Source organism: Bacteroides sp. 1_1_30, assembly GCF_020982715.1.
Taxonomy (GTDB): domain Bacteria; phylum Bacteroidota; class Bacteroidia; order Bacteroidales; family Bacteroidaceae; genus Bacteroides; species Bacteroides xylanisolvens.
In genome coordinates, this window is sequence record NZ_JAJKHN010000023.1 from 63514 (window position 1) to 80976 (window position 17463).

Annotated in this window: 15 protein-coding genes; 9 read left to right on the top strand and 6 right to left on the bottom strand. The window is 42.7% G+C overall.

Annotation, left to right across the window (positions count from 1 at the left end):
- Window positions 1-164 precede the first annotated feature (164 nt).
- A complete protein-coding gene (locus tag LPH68_RS08890; RefSeq protein ID WP_151923762.1) occupies window positions 165-1475 on the top strand; it encodes an acetylxylan esterase in 1311 nt (436 codons plus the stop codon).
- Window positions 1476-1479: 4 nt separating this feature from the next.
- Here LPH68_RS08890 and LPH68_RS08895 read toward each other — a convergent pair whose 3' ends face one another.
- Together LPH68_RS08895 and LPH68_RS08900 are read right to left on the bottom strand one after the other, a co-directional pair.
- Window positions 1480-1881, bottom strand: coding sequence for a hypothetical protein (locus LPH68_RS08895; RefSeq protein WP_008026182.1), 402 nt, complete (start codon window positions 1879-1881; stop codon window positions 1480-1482).
- Between the two features lie 220 nt (window positions 1882-2101).
- Complete coding sequence (locus tag LPH68_RS08900; protein ID WP_008016291.1) at window positions 2102-3775, bottom strand: nucleoside kinase; 1674 nt, start codon at window positions 3773-3775, stop codon at window positions 2102-2104.
- Between the two features lie 82 nt (window positions 3776-3857).
- On the opposite strand from LPH68_RS08900, the gene LPH68_RS08905 reads away from it, so the two are divergent.
- Window positions 3858-5555: a Na/Pi cotransporter family protein gene (locus LPH68_RS08905; RefSeq protein ID WP_009040175.1), complete on the top strand. Its 1698-nt coding sequence runs from the start codon at window positions 3858-3860 to the stop codon at window positions 5553-5555.
- 158 nt (window positions 5556-5713) lie between these two features.
- Here the strand turns inward: LPH68_RS08905 and rd are convergent, their stop codons facing one another.
- Complete coding sequence (rd, locus tag LPH68_RS08910) at window positions 5714-5878, bottom strand: rubredoxin (RefSeq protein ID WP_004306971.1); 165 nt, start codon at window positions 5876-5878, stop codon at window positions 5714-5716.
- A gap of 223 nt (window positions 5879-6101) precedes the next feature.
- Here rd and LPH68_RS08915 point away from each other — a divergent pair, with 223 nt between their 5' ends.
- The 5 genes from LPH68_RS08915 to LPH68_RS08935 all read left to right on the top strand — a co-directional run bounded on the left by LPH68_RS08915 (window position 6102) and on the right by LPH68_RS08935 (window position 12596).
- The gene (locus LPH68_RS08915) at window positions 6102-7277 is read left to right on the top strand and encodes a HAMP domain-containing sensor histidine kinase (protein WP_117684708.1); all 1176 of its coding nucleotides are present in this window, start codon (window positions 6102-6104) and stop codon (window positions 7275-7277) included.
- Between the two features lie 90 nt (window positions 7278-7367).
- A complete protein-coding gene (locus LPH68_RS08920; protein ID WP_151923761.1) occupies window positions 7368-10073 on the top strand; it encodes a calcium-translocating P-type ATPase, PMCA-type in 2706 nt (901 codons plus the stop codon).
- Entirely contained in the window at window positions 10063-10686 is a 624-nt protein-coding gene (locus LPH68_RS08925; protein ID WP_117684711.1) for an HAD family phosphatase, read from the top strand. The genes LPH68_RS08920 and LPH68_RS08925 overlap by 11 nt, the downstream gene beginning before the upstream one ends.
- Window positions 10687-10696: 10 nt before the next feature.
- Entirely contained in the window at window positions 10697-11677 is a 981-nt protein-coding gene (locus LPH68_RS08930) for a bifunctional riboflavin kinase/FAD synthetase (RefSeq protein WP_008026172.1), read from the top strand.
- Window positions 11678-11816: 139 nt separating this feature from the next.
- Window positions 11817-12596, top strand: coding sequence for a CPBP family intramembrane glutamic endopeptidase (locus LPH68_RS08935; RefSeq protein WP_151923760.1), 780 nt, complete (start codon window positions 11817-11819; stop codon window positions 12594-12596).
- A 15-nt stretch (window positions 12597-12611) separates the two neighbouring features.
- Here the strand turns inward: LPH68_RS08935 and LPH68_RS08940 are convergent, their stop codons facing one another.
- The 3 genes from LPH68_RS08940 to LPH68_RS08950 form a co-directional block, all read right to left on the bottom strand.
- Complete coding sequence (locus tag LPH68_RS08940) at window positions 12612-13037, bottom strand: SufE family protein (RefSeq protein ID WP_004316653.1); 426 nt, start codon at window positions 13035-13037, stop codon at window positions 12612-12614.
- 22 nt (window positions 13038-13059) lie between these two features.
- Window positions 13060-14055: a M28 family peptidase gene (locus LPH68_RS08945; protein ID WP_117810774.1), complete on the bottom strand. Its 996-nt coding sequence runs from the start codon at window positions 14053-14055 to the stop codon at window positions 13060-13062.
- 70 nt (window positions 14056-14125) lie between these two features.
- Entirely contained in the window at window positions 14126-15034 is a 909-nt protein-coding gene (locus LPH68_RS08950) for an LD-carboxypeptidase (RefSeq protein WP_004316651.1), read from the bottom strand.
- 217 nt (window positions 15035-15251) lie between these two features.
- Here LPH68_RS08950 and LPH68_RS08955 point away from each other — a divergent pair, with 217 nt between their 5' ends.
- A complete protein-coding gene (locus tag LPH68_RS08955; RefSeq protein WP_044135615.1) occupies window positions 15252-16211 on the top strand; it encodes a phosphate acyltransferase in 960 nt (319 codons plus the stop codon).
- Between the two features lie 25 nt (window positions 16212-16236).
- Complete coding sequence (gene buk, locus LPH68_RS08960; RefSeq protein WP_008018575.1) at window positions 16237-17298, top strand: butyrate kinase; 1062 nt, start codon at window positions 16237-16239, stop codon at window positions 17296-17298.
- Window positions 17299-17463 lie beyond the last annotated feature (165 nt).

Below are 17463 nucleotides of genomic sequence, written 5' to 3' on the forward strand. Positions count from 1 at the left end.
AAGCTTTTCATCCGGGTGAAATACTTCCGCTATTTTTGTCAAAGTACCAAATAGTCCATCTAAAAGCACATTTTTTCTACCCTCCTTTTCCCAAATCTTGCGTAATATTGCAACAGAATTAAAACAACTCACTTTTTAATGATATAAAAACAATGAATAACACCATGAAGAGACTACTTTTATCTGTATGGCTATTGTCACTTACCTTGCTATCCGCCGTAGCTGAAAACTATCCTTATAAAAGCGATGTGCTTTGGGTCACCGTACCCAATCATGCCGACTGGCTTTATAAAACGGGAGAAAAAGCAACTGTGGAGGTACAACTCTATAAATACGGTATCCCCAGAGATAACGTAACCGTCACTTATGAAATAGGTGGTGATATGATGCCTGTTGCCGATACCAAAGGAAGTGTAACTTTAAAGAATGGCAGGGGAGTGATTCCTGTGGGCACAATGAAAGAGCCGGGATTCCGCGACTGTCGCCTGAAAGCAACCGTAGATGGAAAGACCTATTCACATCATATCAAAGTAGGATTTTCACCGGAAAAACTTCGTCCGTATACCACCATGCCTTCCGATTTCAAGGAATTTTGGGAAAAGGCAAAAGCGGAACAAAAGGAATTTCCCCTAACGTATACCAAAGAACATGTCGAAAAATATTCCACTGATAAAATAGACTGTTATCTCGTAAAATTGCAACTGAACAAACGTGGGCAATGCGTCTACGGATATTTATTCTATCCGAAAAAAGAAGGAAAGTTTCCGGTTGTCTTGTGCCCTCCGGGAGCAGGCATCAAAACTATCAAAGAACCTCTACGCCATAAATATTATGCGGAGCAAGGATGCATCCGTTTTGAATTCGAGATACACGGCCTGAATCCGGAAATGACTGATGAAGAATTTAAAGAAATCAGCAACGCTTTCAATGGCAGAGAAAACGGCTATCTGACCAACGGGCTCGACAGTCGTGATAATTATTATATGAAACGGGTATATCTGGCCTGTGTACGCGGTATCGACTTTCTGACTTCCCTGCCGGAATGGGATGGCAAAAATGTAATCGCACAAGGAGGTAGTCAGGGAGGCGCCCTGGCATTAATCGCTGCCGGACTGGATGAACGGGTGACAGTTTGTGTCGCCAATCATCCTGCATTAAGCGATATGGCAGGCTATAAAGCCGGACGTGCCGGTGGCTATCCTCATTTCTTTAGAAATTCGGTGGATATGGATACCCCCGAAAAAATAAAGACAATGGCCTATTATGATGTAGTGAACTTTGCTAAATTGATAAAAGCAGACACCTATATAACATGGGGATTCAATGACGATGTATGTCCTCCGACTACCAGCTATATAGTATACAATGTACTAAACTGTCCGAAAGAAGCCCTGATTACTCCTATTAATGAGCATTGGACCTCCAACGATACGGAGTATGGACATCTGCTTTGGATAAAGAAGCATTTGAAATAAAGAATCAATCATTCCATCTGGATACGGGCAACTCTTTTTTCCCGTAACCTTTCTTCCAGGCATACGCTTTTCTCTTTCGGAGATAAAGCGTATCGCCGCTATGCTTTATCGCCTCCCAATTAAATATTGAATGGTGGTAGATGATCTTTTCAAACCAATAAAGGAGGTCATAAGTTATGAATGGTAGTATCATACACCACCATGAAAACAGTAATGACAAAATCAACGCTGGTATCAGAGTCAGAGAAAAGCATTCCCAATATTGCTTTGCATGTATCCGTAACTCCATATCTTCCCAAACTTCCAGATATTTATACCGGGTAAAGAAAAACCAGCCTAACATAAAATAGTGTTTCTTTCCTTTTCCCAAGAACCACTTTGCTAAAAGACTATTATAAAAAATCATATTCACATTTTTTTTGTTGCATGTAGTCCTTTTATAACAGCAAAAGTAACCAAAGGTTCAATATTATAGTTTAGTATAACAGTCATTATACAGTATTCTCCCCTAAAGAATCCTATTCAAATATTGTTTATTTTGTGTTCTCTTGCCTTACTACAACAAAAGGTAATTCATATTTTTTGCAAAGAAAGTACAAATAACGAATATATCCTAATTTTTCTACTTAATATTTAAAGCTACTACCTCCCAAAAATTCGCGCAGTAAGGACGTAGGCGGAATCTCCTTATCCTGTACAGGAACAAAATATTTGATAAACTTAAGTAATCGGTATGCTTCGCAATATTCAGGACAGTTGCGCGGGACACCCATCAGAATAGGTTCGGCATGCAAACGGAGTACTGCAAACTCAAAAAGCAACGCTGAATTAAACATTACGTCGGCATTCTCCTGATAGGGAAAAATCCATTTATCTTCACCGGCACGTACACTCGGCCAGCGTGATATCGTTTCACGAGCCGAATATCCCCGATAATTGAAGTCACGGATAATACGCCGCAACAGACGGTTATCAGTTGTCGGAATCCAGTTATGGTCATCCAAAGAGATGGTGGTCAATGCCGAAACATAAATCTTGAATTTCCGTTCAGCCGGTATATGCGGTGTCAGTTCCGGGTTCAGGGCATGAATACCTTCCAGAATCAGAATCGTATTATCTTCTATTTTCAGTTTATCGCCTTTATACTCCTTCTTGCCAAGAGAGAAATTAAAACGAGGCAGTTCGACCTCTTCACCGCGAAGGAGTGCCTGCAACTGTTGATTGAACAGTTCCAAATCAAGTGCATACAGTGATTCATAATCATAATTTCCGTTTTCATCCAGAGGAGTCTCTTCACGATCCACAAAGTAATTATCTAAAGAGATCGGGAATGGTTTCAGTCCATTGGTCATTAGCTGGATAGAAAGCCGTTTGCTGAAAGTTGTCTTTCCCGAAGAGGATGGTCCGGCAATCAATACCAGTTTTACCCGGTTACCGTTTTCACCACGATGGAATATGGTATCGGCTATCTGGGCTATTTTCTTCTCCTGCAGTGCTTCTGCAACATTTATCAGATCGGTTGCATGTCCCTCTTCACAGGCCAGATTAAAATCCCCGGCATTGTTAAGCCCCATGATATAACTCCAGTTCAGATATTCTTTAAAGACATCCAGCATTTTTTCCTGCTTCACTACATCTTCAAGCACATTCGGGTTTTCCCGACTCGGAATCCGAAGGAGCAATCCATCGTAATATTTCACGATATCGAATAATTTAAGATATCCGGTACTGGGTAGCAGATTCCCATAATAATAATCAATGGTATCACCCAATGTATAATAATAGGTATAGAGCGAACCGGAAGTTTCCAGTAATCTCACTTTATCATTCATTCCCCGTTCGCTGAAAACACGCACAGCTTCAGCCGTATGACATTCGATGCGATGATAGGAAATATTCTCCGCGATAATCTCCTGCATCCGTTGCTTGATGCGTGTCACATCTTCCAGTTCGATGGGACGGCCAATCCGTAAATTGCAGAAATAGCCTTTTGAAACAGGATGTTCTACAAACAATTTTCCGTCGGGAAACAGTTCCGTGACAGCCTTAAACAAGACAAAACAAAGCGAACGGACATACGTACGCATACCGGACTGATCTCTCACATCCAAAAACTCTACATCCTTATTATTATAAACTCTGAAGTTCAGTCCCTCGGAGCGATTATTGACCTTGGCACTTACTACTTGATAAGGAAAATTAAGATTAAAACCGTAATAAATATCCAAAAGTGAGCTTCCGATAGGGAATTCTTTGGAAATATTGTTATTTTTGCAACATATTTGTAACATCTGTTTCATCGAGTTCGTTAAAAGGTGAATAATTTGGGACTAATATACTTATAATCAGATAGAGAACAAATAACCATTAAAAATATTATAGATGGAATATTCTTTTTATGATTTTTTAAAGCTCATAGGCTCATTAGGACTCTTCCTTTACGGAATGAAGATTATGAGCGAGGGCTTACAAAAGGTCGCGGGTGACAGATTGCGAAGTATTCTAACGGCAATGACTACCAATCGGGTAACGGGAGTTTTAACAGGAGTGTTGATAACAGCTCTTATCCAGTCTTCTTCAGCAACGACAGTGATGGTCGTAAGTTTCGTAAACGCCGGATTGCTCACACTTGCCGAATCCATCAGCGTTATTATGGGTGCTAATATCGGTACTACCGTGACTGCCTGGATCATTTCAATTTTCGGATTTAAGGTTGATATGGCTGCCTTCGCTCTTCCGCTCTTAGCCATCGCCCTCCCGCTCATCTTCTCCGGCAAAAGCAACCGCAAGTCCATCGGTGAATTCATTTTCGGTTTTTCTTTCCTTTTCATGGGGCTTTCTTATCTGAAAGCAAACGCGCCCGACCTGAACGCCAACCCGGAAATGCTTGCCTTCGTACAGAACTACACGGACATGGGATTCTTCTCCATCATTCTGTTCTTACTCATCGGTACTATATTGACGATGATTGTACAGGCCTCCGCCGCCACCATGGCAATTACATTGATTATGTGCGCCAACGGATGGATCAGTCTGGAACTGGGAGCAGCACTTGTTTTGGGAGAAAACATCGGAACCACTATCACGGCCAATCTTGCCGCACTTACAGCCAATACACAGGCTAAGCGGGCAGCATTGGCTCATTTTGTTTTTAACGTGTTCGGCGTTATCTGGGTCTTGATTGTCTTCCATCCTTTCATGGAACTGGTAAACTGGGTAGTAGATACCTTTTTCCAAAGTAACAATCCGGAAGTTGCCATCTCCTACAAGTTATCGGCTTTCCACTCGATTTTCAATATCTGTAATGTATGTATTCTGATATGGGCGGTTAAACTGATTGAACGTACCGTATGTGCTCTTATCCACCCCAAAGAAGAGGACGAAGAGCCCCGTTTGCGGTTTATCACCGGTGGTATGCTTTCTACCGCAGAACTCTCTATCCTTCAGGCACGCAAAGAAATCCATCTTTTTGCAGAACGTACACACCGGATGTTCGGCATGGTGCAGGATTTGCTACACACAGAAAAGGATGACGATTTCAACAAGCTGTTCAGCCGGATCGAGAAGTATGAGAATATCAGCGACAACATGGAACTTGAAATAGCCAACTACCTGAATCAAGTATCTGAAGGTCGGTTAAGCTCTGAAAGTAAACTACAGATACGTGCCATGTTGCGTGAAGTGACGGAAATTGAAAGTATCGGCGACAGCTGTTATAACCTGGCACGTACCATCAACCGGAAACGTCAGACCAACCAAGATTTTACCGAGAAACAATATGAGCATATTCATTTCATGATGAAACTGACGAACGATGCACTTGCTCAAATGATTGTGGTAGTAGAAAAGCCGGAACATCAGAGCATCGATATCAACAAGTCCTTCAACATCGAGAATGAAATTAATAACTACCGTAACCAACTGAAGAATCAGAACATTCTGGACGTAAACAACAAAGAATATGATTATCAGATGGGGGTTTATTACATGGATATTATTGCCGAATGTGAAAAGCTAGGTGACTATGTGGTGAATGTAGTAGAAGCTAGTAGTGATGTAAAAGAGAAAAAAGCTTCTTGATAGAGCAAAATTGAATCCTAAAAAAGGAGAATCAGTCTATCATAGCATTACTGATTCTCCTTTTTAATTTAAATCATCCTCCAGAAAAACAAAAAAGACCGGGCATATATCTATACACCCGGCCATTCTCCTCTTAAATAATTCTCTCTCTCTTGGTTTTATCCTTCGTACGGTTCAAAATCTTCTTTGCCGACTCCGCATAACGGACAAGTCCAATCATCTGGAATGTCTTCAAAGGCTGTTCCTGGTTCAATTCCGCTTTCCGGATCTCCTTGTTCGGGGTCGTAAATATATTCACAGACCGTGCAAATGTACTTTTTCATAACGTTCGTATTTTTAAATGGTTTTCTGAATAATATAACACAAATAGCTGGATATTTGTTCAACACTATTTTCCAAACTAAAGAAAAAAGCTATCTTTGTAGTCATATTATCAAGCTAAAACAACAATATTATACTATGCTTATAGCACTATTGTCAACTTTAATAGTTTTATGCGCAGTCCTACTAATCAGTTTTTTATGGGAACGCAGGAAATGCCTACGGATGCAACAACGATTGTTCCGTGAATCCAGAAAGTTGGAACGTACCAGCCATATCGCCGGTGCCGTTTTAAAGAATGTACATGCTTTTATTCTGCTAATAGATAACGATTTTAAAGTACTGAAGACCAACTATTACCAAAAAACCGGAACCAGAAAAGGAACAGAAGAAAAAAGAGTGGGCGACCTGCTGCAATGCCGTAACGCATTGGCTGCCGAAGGAGGCTGCGGCACACATAGCTTCTGCGGTTCCTGTCCGATACGTACTGCCATACGTCAGGCCTTCGAACAGAGACGGAACTTCACGGATCTCGAAGCAACTTTATCCGTAGTCACATCGGATAATACGACTGTGGAATGTGACGCAGTAATATCCGGCTCCTACTTCCTTCTCAATGAAGAAGAGAATATGGTTATCACCGTACATGACGTCACCCGACGGAAACAGGCCGAAAATGAATTGAGACTAGCCAAAGAAAAAGCTGAAAAAGCGGATATTTCAAAATCTGCCTTTTTAGCTAATATGAGCCATGAGATCCGTACTCCTCTCAACGCTATTACCGGATTTGCAGAAGTGTTAGGCAGCGCAAGTACCGAAGAGGAGAAGGCTCAATACCAGGAAATCATAAAAATGAATGCTGATCTTCTGATGCAGTTGGTCAACGACATTCTGGATATGTCTAAAATCGAAGCCGGAACCTTGGAATTTGTACAGACAACGGTGGACGTCAATCTATTGCTTTCAGATTTACAACAACTTTTCCAGATGAGAGTCAATGAAGCCGGAGAAAATATACAAATTATAGCAGAACCGTCTCGTTCATCATGCATGATCCAAACGGATCGCAACCGGGTGGCACAGGTGCTTTCCAACTTTGCCGGTAATGCCATTAAATTCACCCATGAAGGTAGTATCCGCATCGGATATGAGGCAAGAGATACTGAACTTTACTTTTATGTAAAAGATACCGGAGCCGGAATTCCGGCAGAAAAACTACCGGATGTCTTCGAGCGCTTTGTGAAACTGAACAAAGATAAGAAAGGAGCCGGCCTGGGACTTTCTATTTCTCAAACCATTGTCGCCAAACTAGGCGGTCAGATCGGTGCAGATTCCGTAGAAGGTGAAGGTTCTACATTCTGGTTTACAATTCCTTATCGCACATGTGGTAAACCACGATAACAAATTCGACTTCATAAAAAGTTTTAATTAAACAATTTATCACAATTTTATGTTGTATTTTTGCGGTTCAAACTAAACGCATGTATCTGCATGAGTACAAATAAAAATGACTATTATCATTTAGGACTTACGGATGACGAAGTCCTACAAAGCAGGGAGAAAAATGGTATTAACCTGTTAACACCTCCCAAGCGTCCTTCCCTCTGGAAACTTTATCTGGAAAAATTTGAAGACCCGGTTGTACGCGTACTGTTAGTAGCAGCCGTTTTCTCGTTAATCATTTCCATCATCGAGAACGAATACGCTGAAACAATCGGAATTATAGCAGCTATCTTACTGGCCACCGGAATCGGTTTCTTTTTCGAGTATGATGCCAGCAAAAAGTTTGATCTGCTGAATGCAGTCAATGAAGAAACATTAGTAAAAGTGATCCGAAACGGACGTGTACAAGAAATTCCCCGCAAAGACATAGTGGTAGGTGATATTGTAATTCTGGAAACCGGTGAAGAAATTCCTGCCGACGGAGAACTGCTGGAAGCCATCTCTTTGCAAGTAAACGAATCTAATCTGACAGGCGAACCCGTTATTAATAAAACAACTGTAGAAGCTGACTTTGATGAAGAGGCAACTTATGCTTCCAATCTGGTGATGCGTGGAACGACAGTGGTGGACGGTCATGGCACCATGCGCGTGCTGCATGTGGGAGATGCTACTGAAATCGGGAAAGTAGCCCGACAAAGCACGGAAGACAATCTCGAACCTACTCCGCTGAACATACAATTGACCAAACTCGCAAACCTCATCGGAAAGATTGGTTTTACCGTTGCCGGTCTCGCTTTCCTTATTTTCTTTGTCAAAGACGTATTGTTATTCTTTGATTTCGGTTCACTGAACGGATGGCACGAGTGGCTTCCTGTTTTCGAACGGACACTGAAATATTTTATGATGGCAGTTACGCTGATTGTGGTAGCTGTGCCCGAAGGATTGCCAATGAGTGTTACGCTTAGTCTGGCATTGAATATGCGCCGCATGCTTTCTACCAACAACCTGGTGCGGAAAATGCACGCTTGCGAAACAATGGGAGCCATCACCGTGATTTGTACGGATAAAACCGGTACACTGACTCAAAACCTCATGCAAGTGCACGAGCCTAATTTTTACGGCATCAAAAATGGCAGTGTTTTGTCCGACGATGATATCAGCACACTCATTGCAGAAGGAATCAGCGCTAACTCAACCGCTTTCCTCGAAGAGTCAACGACCGGTGAGAAGCCGAAAGGAGTAGGAAATCCCACCGAAGTAGCTTTATTACTCTGGCTTAACAAGCAGGGAAAAAATTATCTGGAACTTCGCGAGAAAGCACAGATCCTCGACCAACTCACTTTCTCTACCGAACGGAAATTCATGGCAACCCTTGTTGACTCGCCACTGATCGGGAAAAAAATACTCTATATAAAAGGAGCCCCGGAAATTGTTTTGGGCAAGTGTAAAGAAGTTGTCTTGGACGGACGACGAGTGGACGCCGTAGAATATCGTTCCACAGTAGAAGCACAACTGTTGGGCTATCAGAATATGGCTATGCGCACACTTGGATTTGCATTCAAGATTGTCGGAGAAAATGAGCCAAACGATTGTACGGAACTGGTTTCAGCCAACGACCTGAATTTCTTGGGAGTAGTTGCCATCTCCGACCCGATTCGTCCGGACGTACCTGCTGCGGTTGCTAAATGCCAGTCCGCAGGTATCGGCATCAAGATCGTGACCGGTGATACTCCGGGAACTGCAACGGAAATCGCACGTCAGATAGGTCTTTGGAACCCCGAAACAGATACCGAACGAAATCGAATCACTGGTGTTGCATTTGCTGAATTGAGCGATGAAGAAGCATTGGATAGAGTGATGGATTTAAAAATCATGTCCCGCGCCCGCCCGACTGACAAGCAACGTCTGGTACAGCTGCTTCAGCAAAAAGGAGCAGTCGTAGCCGTAACCGGAGACGGAACCAACGACGCTCCGGCTTTGAATCATGCCCAAGTAGGTTTATCAATGGGTACAGGTACTTCTGTAGCCAAAGAGGCCAGCGATATTACCCTGCTCGACGACTCCTTCAACAGTATCGGAACTGCCGTTATGTGGGGACGCTCCCTGTATAAGAATATCCAGCGTTTCATTGTTTTCCAGCTGACGATCAACTTCGTAGCACTGCTCATTGTCTTGTTAGGTTCTGTGATCGGTACGGAACTTCCGCTGACTGTAACACAAATGTTATGGGTGAACCTGATTATGGACACTTTTGCCGCTTTGGCACTTGCTTCCATTCCGCCCAGCGAAACCGTGATGCTTGAGAAACCCCGTCGAAGCACTGATTTTATTATCAGTAAGGCAATGCAGTCTAATATATTAGGTGTAGGCTCCATCTTCCTCATCGTACTGCTCGGAATGATTTATTATTTCGACCACAGCACGGAAGGTATGGATATACACAACCTGACCATTTTCTTCACCTTCTTTGTCATGCTGCAATTCTGGAATCTGTTCAATGCCCGTGTATTCGGCACTACCGATTCGGCATTCAAGGGACTTTCCAAATCGTATGGTATGGAACTTATTGTATTGGCTATTCTTGCCGGACAATTCCTGATCGTACAGTTCGGTGGAGCTGTATTCCGTACGGAGCCGCTCAACTGGCAAACCTGGCTTCTTATTATAGGCGTTTCGTCCACGGTGTTATGGGTTGGAGAACTTATTCGCCTTGTTCAACGTATTATTCACAAAAAAAACAGAAATGAAAAGTAAAGGAATAAAAAACCTTCTTATTGATTTGGGTGGTGTACTTATCAATCTCGACCGCCAACGTTGCATTGAGAACTTTCAGAAATTAGGGCTCCGGAACGTGGAGGACCTACTGGATATCCATAATCCGAACGGACTCCTGATGCAACAGGAAAAAGGACTGATTACACCCGCCGAATTCCGTGACGGAGTTCGTAAAATGATAGGCAAAGCAGTGAGCGACACACAAATAGATGCAGCCTGGAATAGTTTTTTAGTAGACATACCGACACACAAACTTGATTTATTATTAAAATTACGTGAGAAATATGTCGTCTATTTATTGAGCAATACTAACCAAATCCACTGGGACTGGACATGTATTCATCTGTTTCCCTACCGCACATTTAGGGTGGAAGACTATTTTGAGAAAACATATCTCTCTTTTGAAATGAAAATGGCCAAGCCCGAACCGGAGATCTTCAAGGCAATCATAGAGGATGCCGGTATCGAGCCGCAAGAAACACTCTTCATCGATGATTCCGAGATGAACTGTAAGGCAGCGCAAAATTTAGGAATTATCACTTATACAGCAAAAGCAGGCGAAAACTGGAGCCATCTTTTCAACAGCAAATAATTTTAGAGATATGCAGATTATACGTGACACATCGGCTATTAACCCGGAACCCAGTGTAGCTACCATCGGTTTTTTTGATGGAGTACATGCAGGACATCGCTATCTGATTCAGCAAGTGAAAGAGATAGCCGCCGCCAAAGGTCTACGCTCTGCATTGGTTACTTTCCCCGTTCATCCCCGCAAAGTGATGAACACGAATTATCGTCCGGAACTTCTGACTACCCCGGAAGAAAAAATAAGTCTGCTTGCAGACATCGGGGTAGACTACTGCCTGATGCTTGATTTCACCCCGGAAGTTTCCCGGCTTACCGCCCGGGAGTTCATGACACAGCTGTTAAAAGAACGCTATCAGGTAAAATACCTGGTTATCGGCTATGACCATCGTTTCGGGCACAACCGCAGCGAGGGCTTCGAGGATTATGTACGCTATGGGAAAGAAATTGGCATAGAAGTGATTCGCGCCAAAGCATATACCAGCAATATAGAAATAGAGAACGTACCCAACGTTCCGGTAAGTTCTTCCCTGATCCGCAAACTTCTTCATCAAGGAGAAGTGGACTTGGCTGCCGATTGCCTGAAATATGAATACTTCCTGGACGGAATAGTAGTAGGCGGCTATCAGGTAGGCCGCAAAATTGGTTTTCCAACGGCCAATTTAAGTGTGGATGATCCTGATAAACTGATCCCCGCGGACGGTGTATATGCCGTATGGGTGACATTTGATAAAAAGACATATATGGGGATGCTGAACATAGGTGTCCGCCCGACGATTGATAATGGCCCTAACCGGACCATTGAGGTGAATATCCTTCACTTCCATTCGGACATATACGATAAATTCATCCGGCTTACTTTTGTAAAACGGACGCGTCCCGAACTGAAATTCTCCAGTATCGACGAGTTAATAGTGCAACTCCATAAAGATGCAGAAGAGACGGAAGCTATTCTTCTTGCCAGCAAGGCAGGCAGTAACAGCAGAGAAACAAAATAAATAATACAATAACCGAACAATAATAATTTAAAAATAGATTCTTATGCAAAAGTCATTTATGAGCATCTCTTTGGTGGTAATAGCTATTTCGATGTTAGCTATGTTTATCTATAGTTTCTTTACAACTAACTAAAGACCAATGAAAACGGCTATCAAACTGATATTAATAGACCTTCTCATTGCGCAGATTGTCGCCCCTATCCTGATTATGATTCCCTGTACAATCTATTTGTTAGTCACCACAGGAGATTTGGATAAGGTTGCTCTGACGCAAATGATTATGATTCCGGCCCAATTAGCCGGTCAGATTATGATGGGTATTTATCTATGGAAAGCCGGCTATATCAGTAAAAAGAAAGCGACATGGTTGCCTGTATCAATGCCATTCCTAATTTGTAGCGGGCTGGCTATTCTCACCGCTGGCTTTCTGGTATCTGCACTTATGGGACTGCTAGACTGGATACCCAACATCATGGAGCAATCTTTCGACATTCTCCAATCCGGTTGGGGCGGTATTCTTGCAATAGCCATCATCGGCCCTGTGCTTGAAGAAATCTTGTTTCGCGGAGCAATCACCCGAGCTTTACTTCAACAATATAATCCGACTAAAGCCATTCTGATTTCCGCGCTTCTGTTCGGCGTCTTTCATATAAATCCGGCCCAGATCCTTCCGGCATTTCTAATCGGTATCCTGCTGGCATGGACTTATTACAAAACAGGTAGCCTGATACCGTGTATACTCATGCACGTGCTCAATAACTCGCTATCCGTATATCTTAGTATTAAATATCCCGAAGCCGAGAATATGGATGACCTGATTAACGGTAGCCCGTATCTCGTCGCTCTGGTCGGTTCAATCCTGCTACTTATCTGCACCATACTGACCATGAACAATCTGACTTCCAGAAAGCAACCATAAAAAAAGGGAAGTTTTTCACTTCCCCTCTTTTGCTTTGAATGCTAGTGCATACATTCGTATTTGTTTCACCATCGACAGCAAACCATTGCTACGCGTTGGCGACAGATGCTCTTTCAGCCCAATCTTGTCTATAAAATAAAGATCTGTATTCAAGATTTCATCAGGAGTATGTCCTGAAAGGACTTTAATCAATAAGGCAATAATTCCTTTGACTATCAAAGCATCACTTTCCGCTTTAAAAACGATTTTACCATCTACATCATCCGCTTGAAGCCACACCCTACTTTGGCATCCCTCAATCAGATTTTGTTCCGTCTTATATTTTTCTTCAAGTGGTTCCTGCTCATTTCCCAAGTCAATAAGTAGTTGATAGCGGTCCATCCAATCGTCGAAGTCACTGAATTCTGCAATCACTTCGTCCTGTAATTCATTAATTGACATTATAAATAATTATTTAATCCTGTTATTTCTCATTATAGATCACTTCCAATACCGTCTGGCCTACTGCTTTCAACGTATTCTTATCTATATGCTCCATATTGTCATTGACGGTATGCCATGTCGGAGTAAAGTCACCCTCCTGATTATATGGAATAATATCGATTGTTTTAATACGTGCCAAGCGATTAATGAACAGATGGTCGTCGGTAACAAATCCTCCGTTACCATCCATGAACGTCTTCCCGTTGCCAATCTTCTTCGCCGCTTTCCAGACTTTCTTATTTATATCGGGAGCAAATTCTTCAGAATATCCCTCTTTCATAAACACGCTACCTTCACCGCCCACCATATCGAGCAGGATGCCAAAACGTGCATTATATCCCTGTACATGAGGATTGCGTGCCCAATACTGTGATCCGAGACACCAGAATTCCTCTTTATGCTGCCCCGTATAGAACTGCGGCGCACCATAATCCTCTGCATCCAGCAAAATAATATCGATACCTAACTCCGGTTGTTGCTGATTGACCAAGCGAGCTATTTCCAATAAAGCCCCTACACCACTGGCACCATCATTGGCACCCAAAATCGGAGTATTATGATTCTTCTCGTCAGGATCGTTATCAGCCCATGGACGTGTATCCCAGTGTGCAAACAGAGCGATTCGTTTTTTGCTTTCCGGCTTATAAGAACCGATAATGTTTCTCGCTTTCAACAGAGTTCCGTCATAAGCAATCAAATCTGCATATTGATTAGTCACTTGAGCACCGAAAGCCTCCAACTGACCGGCAAGGTAATTGCCACAGGCAACATGTTCTTTTGTATTAGGAACACGAGGCCCGAAATCTACCTGATTCTTTACATACAAATAAGCACTATCCGCATCAAATTGAGGTACATTCACTGCTGTCTCTTCGCTTTGTTCACTCGTACTATTTGCCTTATTACCTCCTCCGCAAGAGAATGCTGATAATAACAAAAAGGCACTTATTAATACTATCATAGTTTTCTTTTTCATCGTCCTTTCATCTATTAGGGCTTCAAAATTAGTTATTTTCATCACAGCATCGTTCAGATGGAATGGTTTATTAACATATAAACTTCAGTTCCACATTTTTCTTTCCGACCACAAGTTCCACTTTTGCGCCGTTTATAAGCGGCAGATTATGAGTCACGTGTCCTACCGGAAAATTAAAGCAGACCGGATAATCATACTCTTTTACTAAATCCGCCAAAGCTGCATACAATTCCTTACCCAACGAACAGTCTTCTTCATATTCCGTAAATTGGCCGATAATCAGTCCGGACAGTTTTTCAAGTACGCCTCCCAATTTCAAATTATACATCATACGCTCGATGGCATGCGGACGTTCGCTGACATCTTCAATAAACAGTATCGTCCCTTCTGCCGGAATATCGTATGGAGTTCCCCGCAAACCGTATGCTACCGCCATATTGCCACCATGCAAAACGCCTTGCGCAGTCCCCTGCTTATTCAGTTTGTGCTTCTCACACGTATAAGAAGGGATATTTCCAAATAAGATATCCTTCAGATAGTTCGTACAAAGATCATCTTCCGGTTCTACCGTAAGATGACGGGCCATCAACGAATGTAGGGAAGCATATCCATTTTTCTGAAACAGATTGTGCAACGCTGTTATATCGCTAAAACCCAGTAACCATTTCGGATGTTCATGAAAAGCCGTAAAATCAATTTTATCAATCAAATGTACCACCCCGTACCCTCCGCGACTACACAGAATAGCTTTCACCTCAGGGTCGTCCATCGCGTCCTGCAAATCTTTCAGCCGTTGCCTGATTGTTCCGGCATATCTCCCGGATGAACTTCCGGCATATTTTCCCATAGCCACTTTCAAGCCCCATGATTCTATCCGTTTCTTGGCGCCTTTCAGAAATTGTTGGTCTATCTTACTCGAAGGTGATACAATAACCACTTTATCACCTTTCTGCAAAAAGGGAGGAAATTGAATATCCATATATATTCTTATTTAATTGACTTTCGTTGATAAAATACCAGACTGCCCGGATGCATTTGTTTTCATCTGCAAAAATACAGGAAAAAACGGTTCCATGCACATCCAACAGTCAAAACAAATGAAATATAGCAAAATGTTACATAACGGATGCATTTTTTCGGGTTATAATCGTTATTTTTTCAATCATTTTTCTGATATTTGCTAAAAATCTAACGTTATGGAACCTATTCTAAATTTTGCCCAGCTAACGGCCCATCTCAAAAAACTAAACCATAGAAAACGAATTGCCGTGGTCTGCGCCAACGATCCTAACACAGAGTATGCCATCTCTCGTGCGCTGGAAGAGGGAATTGCAGAATTTCTAATGATTGGAGATTCTACAATTCTGAAGAAGTATCCCACGCTCAAACAATATCCCGAATATGTAAAAACTATCCATATCGAAAATTCGGACGAAGCGGCACGCGAGGCTGTCCGTATCGTTCGCGAAGGGGGAGCCGATATTTTGATGAAAGGGATTATCAATACAGACAACTTACTGCACGCCATACTCGACAAAGAAAAAGGGTTGTTGCCGAAAGGAAAAATCCTCACGCATTTGGCAGTGATGGAAATTCCTACTTATCATAAACTGCTTTTCTTCTCGGATGCTGCGGTCATTCCGCGTCCCACGCTACAACAACGCATAGAGATGATTTGGTATGCTATCTGTACCTGCCGCCACTTTGGCATCGAGCAGCCGCGTGTCGCCTTGATTCACTGTACGGAAAAAGTGAGTGCCAAGTTCCCCCATTCATTAGATTATGTGAATATCGTAGAGCTTGCCGAAGCGGGAGAATTCGGAAATGTGATTATTGACGGCCCGCTGGATGTACGTACTGCGTGCGAACAGGCAAGTGGTGATATTAAAGGGATTGTATCTCCTATCAACGGACAGGCAGACGTACTGATATTCCCGAACATCGAATCGGGCAATGCATTCTACAAATCTGTCTCCCTGTTTGCAAAGGCAGAAATGGCAGGATTACTGCAAGGTCCTATTTGTCCTGTAGTACTTCCGTCACGTAGCGATTCCGGCTTGTCCAAATATTATAGCATTGCGATGGCATGCTTACAAGTGTCAGGAGATTGCGAGTGCAGAAAACAGGCCAGTCAGGTCACCAACTTATCATTCTAAATTCACCATTTAAAACTCACCATTCATGAAAATACTGGTTATCAACCCCGGCTCAACTTCTACAAAGATTGCGGTTTACGAAAACGAGACTCCATTGTTTATCAGCAATATAAAACATTCCGTAGAAGAGCTGTCTGCGTTTCCCGAGGTAATAGATCAGTTTGAATTCCGGAAAAATCTGGTATTACAAGAATTGGAGAATAACAAGATTCCTTTTTCTTTTGACGCAATCATTGGACGCGGAGGTTTGGTGAAACCGATACCGGGCGGAGTGTATGAGGTGAACGATGCCATGAAACGTGATACAGTGCATGCCATGCGTACCCATGCCTGCAACTTAGGAGGACTGATTGCCAGCGAACTGGCCGCCACCCTACCCGATTGCCCGGCTTTCATCGCTGATCCGGGAGTGGTGGATGAACTGGAAGATATAGCCCGCATTACAGGTTCTCCGTTAATGCCGAAAATTACCATCTGGCACGCCTTGAACCAAAAAGCAATCGCGCGGCGTTTCGCCAAAGAGCAAGGGACGCAATACGAAGAGTTGGATTTAATCATCTGCCATTTAGGAGGAGGTATTTCTGTCGCAGTCCATCACCATGGAAGAGCCATCGACGCCAACAATGCGTTGGACGGCGAAGGCCCTTTCTCACCGGAACGCGCCGGCACACTTCCTGCCGGTCAACTGATCGACCTTTGTTTTAGCGGTCAGCATACCAAAGACGAATTGAAGAAACGTATTTCCGGACGTGCCGGATTGACTGCTCATTTAGGTACGACCGATGTGCCTGCCATCATCCAATCGATAGAAGAAGGAGATAAAAAGGCGGAATTAATACTGGACGCCATGATTTATAATGTTGCAAAAGCGATAGGCGCCAGTGCTACTGTACTTTGCGGGAAAGTAGATGCTATCCTCCTGACAGGAGGAATCGCTTATTCGGACTATGTGGTTTCAAGGCTGAAAAAAAGAATCTCTTTCCTGGCTCCCATCTATGTTTATCCGGGAGAGAATGAAATGGAGTCGTTAGCTTTTAATGCCATAGGAGCATTGAAAGGAGAATTGCCGATACAAGTTTATAAGTAACATAAACTATTGATTTATCGGTTTCACCTTATTTTACTTTATACTTTTATCTGTTATCTCCTTATTTATCAGCATTTCAAGAATTAGGTAGGGATATTCAGTAAATGTTCCTCTTTCTAAAAAATCAAGAGAAAAGCTTTGCTTTACGTGAGCTTTTCTCTTGAT